This window comes from Thalassoroseus pseudoceratinae, assembly GCF_011634775.1.
Classification (GTDB): Bacteria; Planctomycetota; Planctomycetia; order Planctomycetales; family Planctomycetaceae; genus Thalassoroseus; species Thalassoroseus pseudoceratinae.
Genome location: NZ_JAALXT010000001.1, coordinates 206,087 through 221,595 on the forward strand (window position 1 = coordinate 206,087; position 15,509 = coordinate 221,595).

At 54.7% G+C, this 15,509-nt stretch carries 14 protein-coding genes; 9 read left to right on the plus strand and 5 right to left on the minus strand.

Annotated elements, in window-relative coordinates; genetic code table 11:
• The first annotated feature begins 10 nt into the window (after window positions 1–10).
• Complete coding sequence (locus tag G6R38_RS00725) at window positions 11–1,102, plus strand: YdcF family protein (protein WP_166819779.1); 1,092 nt, start codon at window positions 11–13, stop codon at window positions 1,100–1,102.
• 25 nt (window positions 1,103–1,127) lie between these two features.
• Here the strand turns inward: G6R38_RS00725 and G6R38_RS00730 are convergent, their stop codons facing one another.
• Entirely contained in the window at window positions 1,128–2,105 is a 978-nt protein-coding gene (locus G6R38_RS00730; RefSeq protein ID WP_166819780.1) for an acetyl-CoA carboxylase carboxyltransferase subunit alpha, read from the minus strand.
• A 127-nt stretch (window positions 2,106–2,232) separates the two neighbouring features.
• On the opposite strand from G6R38_RS00730, the gene G6R38_RS00735 reads away from it, so the two are divergent.
• Together G6R38_RS00735 and G6R38_RS00740 are read left to right on the plus strand one after the other, a co-directional pair.
• Window positions 2,233–2,850 (plus strand): class I SAM-dependent methyltransferase, encoded by a 618-nt coding sequence (locus G6R38_RS00735; protein WP_261345346.1) that lies wholly within the window; start codon window positions 2,233–2,235, stop codon window positions 2,848–2,850.
• A gap of 31 nt (window positions 2,851–2,881) precedes the next feature.
• A complete protein-coding gene (locus tag G6R38_RS00740; RefSeq protein WP_166819782.1) occupies window positions 2,882–3,847 on the plus strand; it encodes a metallophosphoesterase in 966 nt (321 codons plus the stop codon).
• A 16-nt stretch (window positions 3,848–3,863) separates the two neighbouring features.
• On the opposite strand, the gene G6R38_RS00745 is transcribed toward G6R38_RS00740, so the two are convergent.
• The 3 genes from G6R38_RS00745 to G6R38_RS00755 all read right to left on the minus strand — a co-directional run bounded on the left by G6R38_RS00745 (window position 3,864) and on the right by G6R38_RS00755 (window position 7,041).
• Window positions 3,864–4,331, minus strand: coding sequence for a carboxypeptidase-like regulatory domain-containing protein (locus G6R38_RS00745; RefSeq protein WP_206028416.1), 468 nt, complete (start codon window positions 4,329–4,331; stop codon window positions 3,864–3,866).
• 174 nt (window positions 4,332–4,505) lie between these two features.
• Entirely contained in the window at window positions 4,506–5,447 is a 942-nt protein-coding gene (locus G6R38_RS00750) for a DUF1559 domain-containing protein (RefSeq protein ID WP_166819783.1), read from the minus strand.
• 211 nt (window positions 5,448–5,658) lie between these two features.
• A complete protein-coding gene (locus G6R38_RS00755; RefSeq protein WP_166819784.1) occupies window positions 5,659–7,041 on the minus strand; it encodes a lactate utilization protein B in 1,383 nt (460 codons plus the stop codon).
• 209 nt (window positions 7,042–7,250) lie between these two features.
• Here G6R38_RS00755 and G6R38_RS00760 point away from each other — a divergent pair, with 209 nt between their 5' ends.
• From G6R38_RS00760 to G6R38_RS00785, 6 genes are all read left to right on the plus strand, one after another.
• On the plus strand, window positions 7,251–7,688 hold the full coding sequence (locus G6R38_RS00760) for a YkgJ family cysteine cluster protein (RefSeq protein WP_166819785.1): 438 nt from the start codon (window positions 7,251–7,253) through the stop codon (window positions 7,686–7,688).
• Window positions 7,689–7,739: 51 nt separating this feature from the next.
• Window positions 7,740–9,065, plus strand: a complete 1,326-nt coding sequence (hisS, locus tag G6R38_RS00765; RefSeq protein ID WP_240928012.1) for a histidine--tRNA ligase — start codon at window positions 7,740–7,742, stop codon at window positions 9,063–9,065.
• A 135-nt stretch (window positions 9,066–9,200) separates the two neighbouring features.
• Complete coding sequence (locus tag G6R38_RS00770; protein WP_206028417.1) at window positions 9,201–9,590, plus strand: TraR/DksA family transcriptional regulator; 390 nt, start codon at window positions 9,201–9,203, stop codon at window positions 9,588–9,590.
• Window positions 9,591–9,802: 212 nt separating this feature from the next.
• Entirely contained in the window at window positions 9,803–11,257 is a 1,455-nt protein-coding gene (locus G6R38_RS00775; protein ID WP_166819786.1) for an efflux RND transporter periplasmic adaptor subunit, read from the plus strand.
• A gap of 108 nt (window positions 11,258–11,365) precedes the next feature.
• Window positions 11,366–12,577 (plus strand): SGNH/GDSL hydrolase family protein, encoded by a 1,212-nt coding sequence (locus tag G6R38_RS00780; RefSeq protein WP_166819787.1) that lies wholly within the window; start codon window positions 11,366–11,368, stop codon window positions 12,575–12,577.
• Window positions 12,578–12,685: 108 nt separating this feature from the next.
• Window positions 12,686–14,137 (plus strand): sulfatase, encoded by a 1,452-nt coding sequence (locus tag G6R38_RS00785; RefSeq protein WP_166819788.1) that lies wholly within the window; start codon window positions 12,686–12,688, stop codon window positions 14,135–14,137.
• A gap of 49 nt (window positions 14,138–14,186) precedes the next feature.
• Here G6R38_RS00785 and G6R38_RS00790 read toward each other — a convergent pair whose 3' ends face one another.
• Window positions 14,187–15,422, minus strand: a complete 1,236-nt coding sequence (locus G6R38_RS00790; RefSeq protein ID WP_166819789.1) for an ornithine cyclodeaminase — start codon at window positions 15,420–15,422, stop codon at window positions 14,187–14,189.
• Window positions 15,423–15,509: the final 87 nt, after the last annotated feature.

Below are 15,509 nucleotides of genomic sequence, written 5' to 3' on the forward strand. Positions count from 1 at the left end.
GATATGATGGATGGGTGGATTCGAAACGTCACGGATTGGCGTCACCGAACCCACCCATCAAATCATTGGACCGGATCGGTCGAACGGAATGGAATCCGAAGCCCTCCCAGTTGAATCGTCAGATACTCCGATTGCACCAGCTCCTGCGTGGTTGGCCGTCTCACGGGGTGTGGCGCTATTCTTGGGTACAATGGCTTGGCTCAACTTGCTAGGGGACTTTCGCCAAGTTGGTCCGCATGCAACATTCTGGTGGATGGACGGCGTTATTGTCGCCCGCCCAATCGCACGAGCTGGCCTGTCGCTTGCGGCGATGCTCCTGATCGGGTTCGCCGTTGCCCCACGGTTTCCACTTCCCATGCGTCTACTGACGATCTGTGGATTGCTGATCGTCTTCGCGTTCGCGTTGGAACGGACCTTCCAACACTACCGAATTACTGCGTCTCCGTTACAACCCAACCGCGTCCTGTTTCCGCTCTCCCTGCAAATGGCCGCCTACGCTGCAACCGTTCTGGCCGGATTGTTGGCTGGTCGGCGAGTTGTCGGGCGTCCTTGGAGAGACGGGGGTATCGCAGCATTCGCGGTCTGTGTGTGCTTTGCAGGCTTCCCGCTCGCTCAGATGCACTGCGTTGGGGCATGTCCGTCAGATAATTCAGCGGATGTGATCGTCGTGCTCGGGTTCCAAGATGACTGGCACGCACTGCCATCCCATGAATTGGACCGTCGGCTGAATATGGCGAACGAGATGGTCGGGCATCAACCGGGATTGCAGGTGGTTCTTTGCCGATCCCAGCAATCATCGCCGAAGCCCGATGTTCTTACGCTCACACGCGCTGACGAGGAATCATCGGTGCGACAGTTCGTCGGCAACTCGCTTGAGACCTCGCTCGAATCCGCGATTTATTATGCAAACGAGCAGAACTTCCGCCGGCTTGCGGTTGTCACGGATGCGTACAGCCTTCCACGCGCCAAACTACGATTGCAACAAGCTGGTTTCACCGTGTTGCCAGTACCACTGCACAGAACCACTCACCAGGTTCGTTGGCGACACGTCATGCACGAAGTCGCCGCCTTGTGGTGGTGGTACCTGCGTCCGCTTGGTTAGTCGAATCTCGGCGACGATTCCGAACCTACGCCGCGGCCGGGTCTCCACCTTCTTCGAAAACACCGAATCGGCGGAACTTCTCGTATCGGCGATTGAGCAGTTCGTCTTTGGGGATCGTGTACAACTCTTTGAGTGCGGCGTTCAGTGATCCCCGCAACATGGTGGCCATCGCCCGGTGATCGCGGTGTGCTCCGCCCAATGGCTCGGAGATGACTTCGTCGATCACGCCAAGCTGTGCAAGATCGGGAGCCGTGAACCGGAGAGCTTTGGCGGCTTTGTCTTTGTGTTCAACGCCTTTCCAAAGAATACCGGCACAGCCTTCTGGGCTAATCACTGAATAATACGCGAACTGCAAGACAGCGATATGATCGCCAATGCCGATCCCCAATGCACCGCCCGACCCACCTTCGCCGATCACCACGCACACGATCGGCGTGTTGAGCATCGACATTTCTCGCAGGTTCAACGCGATGTTGTAGGAAATACCGCGTTCCTCGGCGTCCACACCTGGATAAGCACCGGGTGTATCAATCAGACAGATGATCGGCACTTGAAACTTCGCCGCCAACTGCATTTTGGACAGTGCTTTGCGATACCCCTCCGGATGGGCACAGCCGTAGTAGCACTGATTCCGTTCCTTCAGCGTACGGCCTTTTTGTTGGCCGACGAGAAGAACTTTGTGGTCATCCAACTTGGCGAAACCGGTCACGATTGCCCGATCGTCGCCGAACGCTTTATCGCCGTGAAGCTCCACGAACTCGTCGAAAACCAACTCCAGATAGTCCAAAGTTTGCGGACGGTTCCCATGACGCGAAACCAAACAAACCTCTGCCGGATCGAGGTTCTCGAAGATCTCTCGTTTCATCCGAGCGATTTCGACCCGCATGTTGCGGATGGCGTCTTTCGTGCCAGGCGTGGGATCAGGCTGATTTTCGAGAATTTCGAGCTGTTGTTCCAACTCGTAAATGGGACGCTCAAAAGGCAGGATGTTGATAGGAGCCATAGTCGTTCAATTTCTGGCGGATCCGGGAACCCAAGTCTCTGTTATCAAGGAAGCGTCTCGATAGAATAGCAGTCACTCGACCGATTGAAAACATCCCGACCAATTCCCGGCATCAGCTCCCGCAACAATGACCGAAAAACCACGAGATTGGGACAAACGTTACCGAACAGGAGACATGCCCTGGGATTCTGGGTTGCCTTCACGTGAACTCCTGCGGGTTCTTGATGAACAAGCGATTCCACCGGGATCGGCCCTCGAACTCGGCTGCGGAACCGGCACCAACGCCGTTGCATTGGCAGAACGTGGATTCCACGTGACGGCTGTCGATCTATCGCCAACAGCCTTGGAATTTGCTCAAAAGAAAGCGGATGCCAATGGTGTGTCGGTCAACTGGCAGTGCGGTGACATCACCGACCTTTCCTTTGTGGAAACTCCTTTTGATTTCCTGTTCGATCGGGGATGCTACCACTGTGTCCGGAAGATTGATCTGCCGGGATTTCAGGAAACCGTCCTGTCTGCCTGTCGTCAGGGAACTCAATTGTTAATGATCACGGGGAACTCCAACGCTCCCGGTTCGGGTGGACCGCCCCGTTTGTCGGCTGATGAAATTCGCACGGACTGGTCCGAGTGGTTCGATATCGGTTTTTTGCGGGAAATTCATCTCGAAGATGCGGGTGGTGTTGAGGGACCGTTGGCGTGGTCTTGTTTGATGACGCGAAACGCAGCCCCCAAGCGTTCCCAATAATGTGGGCCATTGCAGAAGGATCAGGAATTTCGTGTACGATTTGATCGGAGATATTCACGGGCATGCCGACGCTCTGGTTCGGTTGCTTGAACAATTGGGGTACGTTGAATCCGACGGCGTTTTCCGTCATCCCACACGTCGAGCGGTGTTCCTTGGCGATTACATCGATCGTGGTCCGCAGATTGCCGAAACCCTGCGAATTGTCCGGGCGATGGTCAACGCGGAATCGGCGATCGCCCTGATGGGGAACCATGAATTCAATGCACTGGCATTTCATCTGAAATGGCCCGATCAGCAGACATCCACCGCCCCGGACGCTTGGGTGCGTCCGCATACGTCCGTTAAAGTTCGACAGCACGCCGCGACTTTGGAGCAATTCCAGTCCACGCCGGAATCTTGTTCTGATCAGTTGCGGGAGACACTGGAGTGGTTTCGCACACTCCCGATGTGGCTTGAGTTGGACGGTTTTCGAGCGGCTCACGCATGTTGGGACCGAGAGCAAATTCAACGCATCGCAGAGTCACGAACCGTCGACGACCAGCCGGAAATCTGGACGGACGAATTCCTGTTCCAAGCGGGTCGATCTGGAACACCGTTGTTCAAGGCGGTGGAAGAAATCCTCAAGGGCAAGGAAATTCGATTGCCCCCCGGTTCGAAGCATATTGACAAAGATGGCCACGCACGATCCGCGCTTCGAGCGCAGTGGTATCGATTGCCGGATGGCGAGACGTTCCGAACATACGCGCTGCCACCGAACGAGACATACCCAAACGACGCTGTCACCGAAGTGGCCCATATCCGCCCGTACGATTCCGACGAGCCGCCCATGTTTTGCGGGCATTATTGGTTGAGAGGTGAGCGACCGGAATTGTTGGCGACGAACATCTGCTGCTTGGATTGGAGTGTCGCCAAAGACGGTATGCTCTGCGGATATCGCTGGGACGGCGAGGCGGAACTCAGCGAGGATAAGTTTGTCTGGGTGCCCGCCGCCCGATAGCAACGATCGATCGAAGCTACTTCGACTGTAGATCGAAATTGATCGTCTGACTTCCGCTCTCAACGGTCTCTGTCAATTCCGACTCGCTATTGTATTTGGCGGGGATGATCTCCTGCTCAGTCGGGGCATCAGGATCTTCCTCGACCATTTCTTCCTGCCCGAGACTAAATTCAGGGCCTCCGCCGACCGTGAAAATCCGAACGGTTTTCTCGCCCGGCTGAATCCCGGATTTCTCAGAGTTGAACATCAGCGTGTACGCTCCGGAATCGTCCGTGAGTCCGTAGGAATACCCACCGGTTTCATTCTCGAACTTGACTCTTGCGTTCGGCAACGGTTCACCATCAAGAGTGATCGTGCCGCTGACTTCCGCCAAGTCGAGCTGGCTGTAATCGGTATGCAAACCGCCACAACCAACACCGAGCAAAGTCACGATGCAAGCCAGGACGAGTCGACTGTTCGCTGCAAAATTTGAGAAGTGAATCACGTTTTCAAAGACCATCAATAGAAAGCAGTAAGCAATAACTCCCGGCTGATCCGGGAACGAATTCAACGACGCTTGCCCGACGAATTCCGGCAGCAACGAAAAACGCGGAAGCGGTCACCCGCAGGGCGATCGACTTCCGCGAGAACAAATACACTGCATTCGGACGTGCAGGCTCTATTCTTCGATCACCTCGCGGCCCTTCCGTGTGGACAACGCTTGGTATGCGGCCAGGTCGATCGACTCCGCCACGAAACGCACCGAACCGTCACACAACAGGAAGAACGCTCCACCAGCGTGGTAGCTTCCGAAGGAAATTTCCATGTGCTTCCCATCGGCGGCTGGATCTTTCGTACGCAAATTCATGCCGAAGTACGTTGTGCCGGCGTATTCGGTGAATTCCGTACCGCCCGTGCCACCGTCGCATCGGCATGGGTCAGTCTGTGGTGAGCCGATCGCCCAGTAATCCATCGCTTGACCGTCTTTGACGAACTCAGGGTCCGTCATCGACTCACCAAGGAGGAACGTGTTTGATGTCCCGTCTTTGATGTCCGCGATGCGTGTCGCACTGCACGCGTAGAAAATTCCGTTCTGGCCAAGGTTCTCCAAAGAGATCGAGCCGGAAACAATCGTGCTGGTGTCATCGGAACTGGCCAACGAGCCAGCATTCCCCCGGTAACTCACAGGCACGCGACCGGGAATCCCATTGTTGTCAATGTGTTCTACGATCGGCATCGTTGGGCAACGGAACGTCGGAATCAATGTGCCCGCCGCCGCTTCGTTGGGACCGCCATCGGTGCCCCAGTTGCCGAGTCCACTTTCCTGAAAGACAAGCGTTTCGTAAAGGTTACTCTGCTCGATGTCCGGCAGCATCATGGTCGTCCAACCCGAACCACGTTGATCCCAACCAAACGGGAACTTCTGCACGCGGTCATGATAGTTGTGAAGCCCCAAGCCCAGGTTCTTCAGGTTGTTTCGACATTGTGTCCGTCGCGCCGATTCCCGCGCCTGTTGCACTGCTGGCAGGAGCAATGCAATGAGGATGGCAATAATCGCGATCACCACAAGGAGTTCAATAAGTGTGAAACCAAGTCGGTGTCTCTGGGTGTCTCGTCGCATGTATTGCCTCTTGGGAAGTCGGTCCGCAGAAAAAGACGGGAAGAAAAATCACGCTGGGCATGTACCGCAGACGCTTGGTCGGCGGTCCATGAATAGGTAGGCGGGTCAACGCGTGACTGGATTATGTTCGCGAATGCGAACTTTTGATGAAGAAACAGTAAATGTCGTATTTACCCCGAGTGTCCCCCGAGGCAACACGTCGACCGCGTCCCTATTTCGTGTCCACAGACTTTTCTTGCTGACGTTGAGTATACTGCTGACGAAATGTTTGCTTCGGCGGAGTCGGCAAATCGCGTTGCTTGCCCCAAACATTTAATGGGTTGTAAATCAGGAATCGCGGCATCATCCGCAATCCCACACGGGCAGCCCAACCGGCGAAGCGATACAAACCGGGTCGTTTCAGCACAAATCCCATGAGTTTCATGCCGGTCCGCTTTGTCCACGGTAGATACTTCTTCGCGGCGATCTCCTTTCGCCACGTCAGAAGTTGATGGTGCAGCGGAATTTTCACAGGGCACACGTCCGTACAAGACGCGCACAAACTACAGGCGTGCGGCAACGACCAATACTTTTCCGCATCGTGAGCAGGATTCAACACCGAGCCAATCGGCCCCGGAACAGTTGCCTCATAGCTATGCCCACCACTCCGTCGGTAAACGGGGCAGGTGTTCATACACGCTCCGCAGCGGATGCAATTTAAGCTCCGCCGGAAATCGTCGCTGCCAAGAATATCGCTGCGTCCGTTATCGACCAAAACGATATGCAACTCGCCCCCAGGTCTCGGGCCGTGAAAATGCGACGAGTAAGTCGTAATTGGCTGCCCCGTTGCCGATCGCGCAAGCAACCGCAGGAACACACTGAGATCGTCGGCTTTCGGAATCAGTTTTTCGATGCCCATGCAAGCGATGTGCAGCTTCGGCAAGCTCGTCCCGAGATCGGCGTTCCCCTCGTTCGTGCAGATCACAATGCCACCGGTCTCCGCGATTGCAAAGTTGACGCCGGTCAGCCCTGCATCCGCCGCTAAAAATCGCTTTCGCAAATCCTGCCGAGCCGCCTCGGTTAGATATTGCGGATCAGACGCCCCCGCTTCCGTCCCCAAATGCTCATGGAACAGCTCGCCGATCTCTTCCTTCTTGGTGTGGATCGCCGGCATCACGATATGGCTAGGACCTTCCTGACGAAGTTGAACGATGCGTTCTCCCAGGTCCGTGTCGATCACATCGATCCCATGTCGCTCTAGGAACGGATTAAGATGACATTCCTCAGTCAACATCGACTTACTTTTGACGAGTCGTTCGACGTTGTGTTGCTGCAAGATCGAAAGCACGATCTCGTTATGTTCGGCGGCATCTTTGGCCCAATGGACCGTCGCCCCAAGTGCCGTGGCGTTCTTCTCGAACTCCTCCAGATAATCCGCAAGCCGTCCCTGGGTGTGCCGTTTGATCTTCGACGCGGTCTCACGAAGATGTTCCCATTCCGGGAACAAATTGACCATGCGGTCGCGTTTGCTTCGCACAAACCATAATGAGGAATCATGCCAACGCGCACGGAGTTTGTCGTCGATGAAGGCGGCAGCACGAGCGGGATGAGCCATGAGCACTAACTATTTTCAGTCGAAGGGTGGTAATCATTGACTTTACATGAGTACGCGCGGATTTGACATCAAACCAAAACGCACCATGTCATTCTTTCCCGCCGAAACAGGTTCTTCAATGCAACAGATCAGAAATTCTCCCAGCTTGAGCGTTTCGACGCGCGAACCCGTCGGCTAAAATGGGGTCTTCGCATATCAAAGGGGGTTAGATGCCAGAAATTGTTCCTCGCAGCCAAGTTTCGGCAGACGAAAATTTGTGCAGTTACTGCACAGCTCGCTGCTGCCGATATTTTGCTCTGCCGATTGAAACACCCACGGACTGGGATGATTTTGATAACATCCGCTGGTATATGTTTCACGGTCGAGTCTCAATTTTCGTCGATGGTGAAACGTGGTACCTGATGGTTCACGACGATTGTGAACATCTGCAAGACGATCATCGCTGCGGAGTTTACGAGACTCGGCCGAAAATCTGCCGCAGTTATTCCACGGATGATTGCGAGTACGATTCCAACGATTGTTACGACAAGCTTTTTGAAACAGCCGAGCAAATTTGGGAGTACGCCGAAGCCATCCTGCCCCCGCGGAAGCGATCTCGAAAAACCCGCGATGTCAAACTGCCCGTATTAAACGGTCAGCCTGCTTGACCTCCGTTGAAGACCTCACCGATCAATTTTCCCTCTGCCCTGACGAGTCTCGTGTCGAAATCACAACGCATTCAACCCCGTACCCTCAAAGGATTTCGGGACTATCTTCCAAACCAGATGATTGCCCGGGAACGGTTAATCGAAACCGCGCGTGACGTCTATCGCGCGTACGGTTTTAGCCCGATCGACACCCCCGCACTCGAATATGCCGAGATTCTGACAGGAAAGGGCGGCCAAGAATCGGACAAACAATTGTTTCGATTCGAAGACAGCGGTGGTCGAGACGTCGCGATGCGGTTCGACCTTACCGTGCCTCTCGCTCGCTTTGCCGCTCAGTACATCAACGAGTTGGGAACGCCGTTCAAACGCTATCATATTGCGTCCGTTTGGCGGGGCGAGAAACCCCAAGCCGGCCGCTACCGGGAGTTTATGCAATGCGACTTCGATACGGTCGGCACGACGTCGAACGTCGCGGACATCGAAACCCTCCTTGTCATTCATGACCTGATCGAGAAGATCGGTTTCGAAAGATTCACAGTCCGCGTGAATAACCGCATGGTCCTCAATGGATTGCTGGAACTGCATTCCGTGGCGGAGTATTCCACAGAGATTCTCCGTGCATTGGACAAACTCCCGAAGATCGGCCGTGACAAGGTGTTAGATGAGATGGTCGACGTTGTTGGCCTGTCACGGGAGCAAGCCGACGGGGTGCTGAAGCTGTCCGATTTGTCGGGCGATCAAACAGCCGTGCTCAATCAACTCGAAGAAATGTTGAAGACGAACGAGCAGGGGCTTGAAGGTGTGAACCGACTGCGAGAACTCTTCTCGACCGCTCAGACGGCAGGCATTCCCAGCGACCGATTGGTTCTTGATTTGTCCATCGCACGCGGTTTGGACTATTACACAGGCACAATCTACGAAACGTTCCTCAGCGACCTGCCGGACATCGGAAGTGTTTGTTCTGGAGGACGTTACGACAATTTGGCGAATCTGTTCACATCGCAGTCGCTACCAGGAGTGGGGGCGAGTTTGGGGTTGGACCGTCTTTTGGCGGCGATGGAAAGCCTGGAACTCATCGACTCCGCCGCGACACCGGCTTCCGTGTTAGTCACCATTATGGACAAAAGCCGTTTGGGAGATTACCTCCGAATTGGCCGTACCTTACGGCAAGCGGGAATCGCTGCCGAGGTCTACGCGGACACGAAAAACTTCGGCAAGCAAATGAAGTATGCCAACCGCAAAGGGTTCCGATTGGCTCTCATTGCGGGAGACGAGGAGTTCAGCCAAGGGCAATGGCAACTCAAAGATCTTCAGAACGGCGAACAGCAAGCGGTTCCGGAAAATGAACTCGTTCAAGTGATCCAAACACGAACTTAACGCGTTGCTCAAATACGGATCGACTGAATGCAACTGTTTGCAAAAACCGAACATCCAAACACTTGACCACCCAACACCCACGTCCAACAATACACCCCCACTGATTTCCAACCCGGCACTGAGGTGAGTTGCATCATGTTGAAAGAATCCGACTTTGAAGAGTTTCGGGAGCGACTGCAACTACTCAAAGCCCGGTTGAGAGGTGATGTCGAGCACCTGACCGGTGAAGCGTTGGACCGTGGTCGAAGCGATGGCGAAAGCCCGACGCATATGGCGGAGTTGGGGTCCACGGCGTATGAACAGGACTTCTCGTTGTTCTTGATGGAAAACGATCAGGAAGTTCTCAAAGAGATTGACGCCGCACTCCACCGCATTCAAGATGGCACATATGGGCTGTGCGAGGGATGCATCACTGCCGGCAAACCGACTTCGAAATGCGGGATTCCCAAGGCGCGGCTCCGTGCAATTCCTTATACTCAGGAATGCGTGAACTGTAAGCGAAAACGAGAAGAGTCGGCTATCTGATCGCTTATCGCGAGTGCATGTGCGACGTGAACCCCACCGCTAAAATAAGTTGCCCGCATTTTCTGAAGCAGTAGCTCCGGCAATCGCAGCAGCGATTATGGGAAATCTGGGACAACGTCACCGAGTTGTTGGCACGTTGGGCAGATGACTTTGGTAGGACAGTTGAAACGCAGCGCGAATCCGTTTTCCTTCTCAACTCATAGTTTCAGCACATGACCTCATCGGTTCAAAAACCATTGCGGCGTTGGCCTCGGATTTCGATCAGTGTCATTCTGATGGTTTTTGTTTTCTTCACGGGCGTTGCCGCGTTTGTGGGTTTGGCGTCTCTGAACAAGCCACCGGTCGTCGATGACAGCGCTCGAATTAAACGGTACAACGTTGAAGTTTACGACGTTTCGACAACACGACTCCGTGAATTGATCGTCTCCTACGGAACGGCTGAAGCGGACCGAGAAGTGACGTTATCCGCCGAAGTTGCGGGGCGGATCATCAACGCAGAACATCTCGAACGGGGTTGGCACGTCTATCCGAAGCCGGAAACGCCGCAAAGTCCCGGCGACAGCCAGCCCCCCGAAGGCACGCAGATCCTGACAATCGATCCCGAAGCGTATGAACAGAGAGTCGCGCAAGTGGCAGCCCAGGTCCGCGAAGCCCAGGCGGAAATCAAGCGTCTCCAGCAAGAGCAGAAAAACAATCTGCGGATGCTGCAAAAGGTCGAGGATGACTACAAAACCGCGACTGCGGAATACCGCCGGATCCAGAATATGCGATCCAGCGGTGTGGCGACCCCCAGCGAGTTGACCAAGGCTCTGCTGGATTTGAGACGATATGAGGATGCGATTGTCAAAGAGGAGAACGAAAAGAACCTCTATCCGATTCGCATTGAGACTGCGGAAACCCGATTGGCAACCCTGAAAGCCGACTACCGGATTGCCGAACGCGATCTGGAACACACGATCATCGTGCCGCCGTTCGCAGGGGTGATCAGCGAAGTGATGGTCGAAAAAGGCCAATATGTGCGGATCGGTGACCCACTGGTTCGTCTGACGGACGTGTCTGTGGTCGAAATCCCGGTGCCTTTGAAATTAGCAGATTACACCAAGATCGAACAACTGCTCTCGAACGGTGTTCAGCCGCAGGTCGAACTTGCACAAAACCTGCAAGACGATGTCACTTGGACCGGGCGATTGGTTCGACGTTCGCCAGAAGCGGATGCACAGACGCGAACTTTGATGGTCTATGTGGAAGTCGATAACGCCGAACAAGCGGTTCCCTTGTTGCCTGGGACGTTCGTTTATGCTCGGATTGAAGGTCCCGTCCTAGACGACGCAACGGTACTGCCACGGGAAGGAATCGTCGGGAATTCGATTTTTGTAACAGTGCGGCCGGAGTCGGGCGGAACGGATGACTCGTCGTTCGCATTCCGTGAAATCCCACTTGGACCGCACGAAAAGTTACAGACCGTCGCCATCGTGAATCGTTCGATCTTTCAGGACCTGCCGAAGACGGACCAAAACCCAATCCAGGTCATCTTGACGAACCTCGACGTTCTGCAAGACCCGGACAAGACCTACGATGCCATCCGGGTTGATGTCCAATCACATACGAACCTGGAAGAACTCTTGAACGCGAGTTCGGTCCCGGTGGTCCGACCGATGGCTGAATAGTCCTGGACGCAGGGTCTTCGATAAACCGCTCTTGAGGCGGATTCGCCGTTCCCATACATTCCGCAGTCACTCCGTATATTCGATTTCGATTCGGTTTGCGATGGGATTATGCCACGGCCTCGGCGTCCGCGACTCAAACCTTTCATCCAGGCAATCGTCCTACTGATTCTTCTGCTTGGCGGCGTTGAAGTGGGTTTGCGTGTTCACGACTCCTGGCAGCGTGACCAAGGGAACCCACTCGATCGCACCTTCGACCTGACCATGCCGAGTTGGGCGGTCCATCATCGATTAAAACCGTTGAAGGCTCAGAAGCACCCACACCCCGATACAGGTAAGCCAATCCTTTGGCGGACGAACAGTTACGGGCTGCGTGGTCCCGATGTTCTGATCCCAAAACCGGCTGATGTCTACCGTGTCGTTTGCTTAGGCGACGAAAGTGTGTTTGCCGGCGAGGTCACAGAGCCGGACACGTTCTGCCAACGCCTGCAGGTATCACTCGAGAACGGCACACGACAAAAAGTGGAGGTCATCAATGCGGGAGTCAAAGGGTACTGTCCGCTGCTCAGTTACTTGCAACTGAGGCAAACTCTACTGGCCTTCCAACCAGACTTAATCGTTCTGAACTTCGACATGACCGATGTCGCAGACGATCATCTCTACCGCAGACACACACGCATGGCCGCGGATGGCACTCCGATGGGTTGTCCAAACGCGGAGTTTGAACGTACCAGTCCGGAAGAAGAACGAGCTGGATTACAACGATTTCTGACGGTTCGCTGGTTGAAGACGCAACTGGAATGGTTGACCGACTCTCGTCAACAGGCCGAAGACACGAACGATATTAATTCGCCCCAAGGTTGCTACGCCTGGCTGCGTGATGAGCCGCCGGACTGGTCCGTCTACATCGAACAAGCATTCTCTCCGATCGAGTTGATGGCGGAGTTTGCCCGTCGAATCAACGCCGACTTTGTCGTTTCTGCGATCCCCGCTCCGTGGCAGATTTCCGGTTCGGCTTCCAATGGACCGGGTGTGCGTCAACGCGTCGATGTGCCGCAGAATGGCGTTTTTCTCAGCAGTCGCCCACTCGAACTTCTGGGTGCCTATTGCAATGAACGGGACATCCGGTTCCACAATCCGGTTCCGGAATTCCGAAGCCATCCCGATGCTGACTCCCTTTTCCTCACCAATTCCCGTGGCTTCTCCGAAACTGGCCACGCCTTCTACGCCGAGCAATTGCACACATTCTTACAGCACCGGCTTGCACAGTCACTCACGACTCGGCCGAATCCCCATTATGCTCCCGAGACCCCGGTTCGCTGATCGGTGCTTCCACGCTTCCGACATTCGAGGTCATTCGTGAAGTCGAACTGAACAGAGTCCGTTGGTATGATGCCCTGAAAACATCTCGTGTTTTCGGAACTTGCCATCATGCGCTTCATCGTTCTCTTCGCATTCAGTCTGCTTCCACTGCTCACTCCGAATGTCTCAGAGTCTGCTGAGAGTCGGCCGAACATTTTGTTCATTTTCCTTGACGATTTCGGATGGCGAGACACCGGTTACATGGGGTCCGATTTCTACGAAACCCCGCACTTGGATCGGCTGGCGGCAGAGGGAATCGTCTTTACGGATGCCTATTCCGCCGCTGCGAACTGTGCACCAGCTCGGGCGTGTTTGCTCTCCGGACAGTACACGCCTCGGCATGAAATCTACAACGTTGGCACCGGACCGAGAGGAAAAGCCAAGCATCGCCGACTGCTGCACGTTCCTGGAACGGACACATTGAAATCTCATATCACCACTTGGGCGAAAGTCCTGCAGGACGCCAGCTACGCGACGGCGACCATGGGAAAGTGGCATCTGAGCGACGACCCGACCCAGTTTGGCTTTAATGTGAACATCGGCGGGACGCACTCGGGTGGTCCACCGCGTGGGTATTATCCGCCGCACGGAAACGCCCCCGGTTTGAAAGACGCTCCGGCTGGTGAGTACATTACAGATCGGCTTAGCGATGAAGCGATCGGATTCATCAAAACGCATCGTGAGAAACCGTGGTTGTTGTATCTCACGCACTTCGCGGTTCATACTCCGCTCAACGCCAAGCGTGAACTCGTTTCAAAGTATGAATCTAAACCGAAGGGCGAACTTCACAATCACGTTGCGATGGCGACGATGATTCAAGCCGTCGACGATGGCGTCGGGCGGATTCGGCAAGCTCTGACCGATCTCAAATTGGAGAAGAACACCGTGATCGTGTTCTTCTCCGACAACGGAGGCTACGGACCCGCGACGGACATGGCACCGCTGAAAGGTTACAAGGGCACGTACTATGAAGGTGGCATCCGTGTGCCGATGTTTGTGAATTGGCCGGGCGTCGTGCAAGCCGGGCGGAAGTCTGACGAACCGGTAACTGGCGTGGATTTGTTTCCCACCTTCTGTGAAATCGCGGATGCTCCGTTACCGGAAAACCAACCTGTCGACGGAATTAGCCTGGTTCCATTTCTCAAGGGTGAAGTGCAGAAACTCCCGGAACGCGGTTTGTTCTGGCATTTTCCAGCTTACTTGCAATCGTACGCTGTCTGGAACGAGCAACGAGATCCGTTGTTCCGCTCGCGACCGTGCAGCATCGTCCGATACGGCGATTGGAAGCTGCACCAGTACTTCGAAGATGGCGGGCTAGAACTGTACAATTTGCGAGACGACATCGGCGAAACTCAGAACTTGGCTAATCGTCGTCCCGAAAAATGTCAGGAGCTATTGAAACGATTGCAAGACTGGCAAACGAAAACCAGGGCACCGATTCCAACCAAGAAAAACCCCAAGTTCGACGCCGAAGCCGAACGTGCCGCAATTGCGAAACGGCAAGGTCCGAAGAACCAATGAGGCGTATTCCGATCGATCAGTTTTCCGCTTTGCGAAGTTGAACCTCGGTTCAACCACCGGGTTGCTTTAACTCGTCGACAAGGACACGCAGAAATGGTTCGACATCCGTCACCAGTCCGATCGTTTGGAACGTCCCACGGTCGGCGAGTTTCGTGACGGTACTTGGATTGATATCCACACAAACGACTTTGACTCGTGCTGGCAGAAGATTTCCCACTGCGATGCTGTGAAGCGTTGTGGCGATCATCAACGCGAACGTCACACCGTTAATCATCTCCCGCATCTTTTGCTGGGCTTCAATCGTGTCGGTGATGACGTCGGGCAGGGGACCATCGTCCCGAATACTGCCGGCAAGAAGAAACGGCACCTCATTTCGTACGCATTCATACATGATGCCGCTTTGCAGCGTTCCTTGTTCGACCGCGTTAGCAATGCTCCCCGCTCGCCGAATCCGATTGATCGAACGCAAATGATGCTCGTGTCCTTCCTCGATTGAACCGCCGTCAGACATCGAGACGCCGAGACTCGTATCGAAGAACGATTGCTCGATGTCGTGCGTGGCCAACGCATTTCCGGCAAATAGCACATTGATGAACCCATCGCGGATCATGTTGCTGAGATGCTCGCGACTGCCGGTGTGCACGATCGCCGGCCCCCCAACCAGCAAAATTCGTCCATCCCCCTCACGGGCCCGACGCATGGCGTGAGCAATTTCGCGAATTGTGGCGGCCTTCGGTTTCTCCGTCGATACGGTGCTTTGCATGAACCCGAACGCATCGCGGGTCCCTTGATCGCGGCCGACCGGCCGAACCCTTGTCCCGGCTCGGCCCACAACCACCGTTTGCCCTTTCTGGATATCAGACATCGGCACGCAGCGTGCGGCCTTTTCGCCGAGATCGACAACCACACCACAATCCATCTCCTGAGGATCGACTCGAATCCATTCGCCGTTCACGCGAATGTCTGTGTCCTCGTTGGTGGTGGCGTAGAAGTTCTCAGGAAACGCACCGTCCATGTCTGCGGTCGCCAGTTCGCAATCAATCGGATTCGTCGTAACGGCACCGTGATGGGCAATCTGGGTCAGAATCTCTTCTAGCAAGTCCGTTGTCAATGCCTTCACAAGCAGCCGGGCATAGCTGGGATCTGTCCGACCGTGACCGACCTGCATCTCACGGATCTCAAACTCACCACCGGATGCCGTGATCTCATCGAGCACCTTCGGCAACAGTAAACTGTCGACGATATGTCCGCTGAGTTCGACCTCTTCTTCGAATGAATCCGCCATCCCAGACCTCCTGAAGTCCCGATCCCAAGACGCGCATTTTCCCTGTCATCATATGGCGAAGAAAACATGACGGCAATTCCGTCTCGT

Coding starts and splice junctions, on each gene's coding strand:
- G6R38_RS00725 (WP_166819779.1), top strand. CDS start 11: ATGGGTGGATTCGAAACGTCACGGATTGGCGTCACCGAACCCACCCAT.
- G6R38_RS00730 (WP_166819780.1), bottom strand. CDS start 2,105: ATGGCTCCTATCAACATCCTGCCTTTTGAGCGTCCCATTTACGAGTTG.
- G6R38_RS00735 (WP_261345346.1), top strand. CDS start 2,233: ATGACCGAAAAACCACGAGATTGGGACAAACGTTACCGAACAGGAGAC.
- G6R38_RS00750 (WP_166819783.1), bottom strand. CDS start 5,447: ATGCGACGAGACACCCAGAGACACCGACTTGGTTTCACACTTATTGAA.
- G6R38_RS00755 (WP_166819784.1), bottom strand. CDS start 7,041: ATGGCTCATCCCGCTCGTGCTGCCGCCTTCATCGACGACAAACTCCGT.
- G6R38_RS00760 (WP_166819785.1), top strand. CDS start 7,251: ATGCCAGAAATTGTTCCTCGCAGCCAAGTTTCGGCAGACGAAAATTTG.
- G6R38_RS00770 (WP_206028417.1), top strand. CDS start 9,201: ATGTTGAAAGAATCCGACTTTGAAGAGTTTCGGGAGCGACTGCAACTA.
- G6R38_RS00775 (WP_166819786.1), top strand. CDS start 9,803: ATGACCTCATCGGTTCAAAAACCATTGCGGCGTTGGCCTCGGATTTCG.
- G6R38_RS00780 (WP_166819787.1), top strand. CDS start 11,366: ATGCCACGGCCTCGGCGTCCGCGACTCAAACCTTTCATCCAGGCAATC.
- G6R38_RS00785 (WP_166819788.1), top strand. CDS start 12,686: ATGCGCTTCATCGTTCTCTTCGCATTCAGTCTGCTTCCACTGCTCACT.
- G6R38_RS00790 (WP_166819789.1), bottom strand. CDS start 15,422: ATGGCGGATTCATTCGAAGAAGAGGTCGAACTCAGCGGACATATCGTC.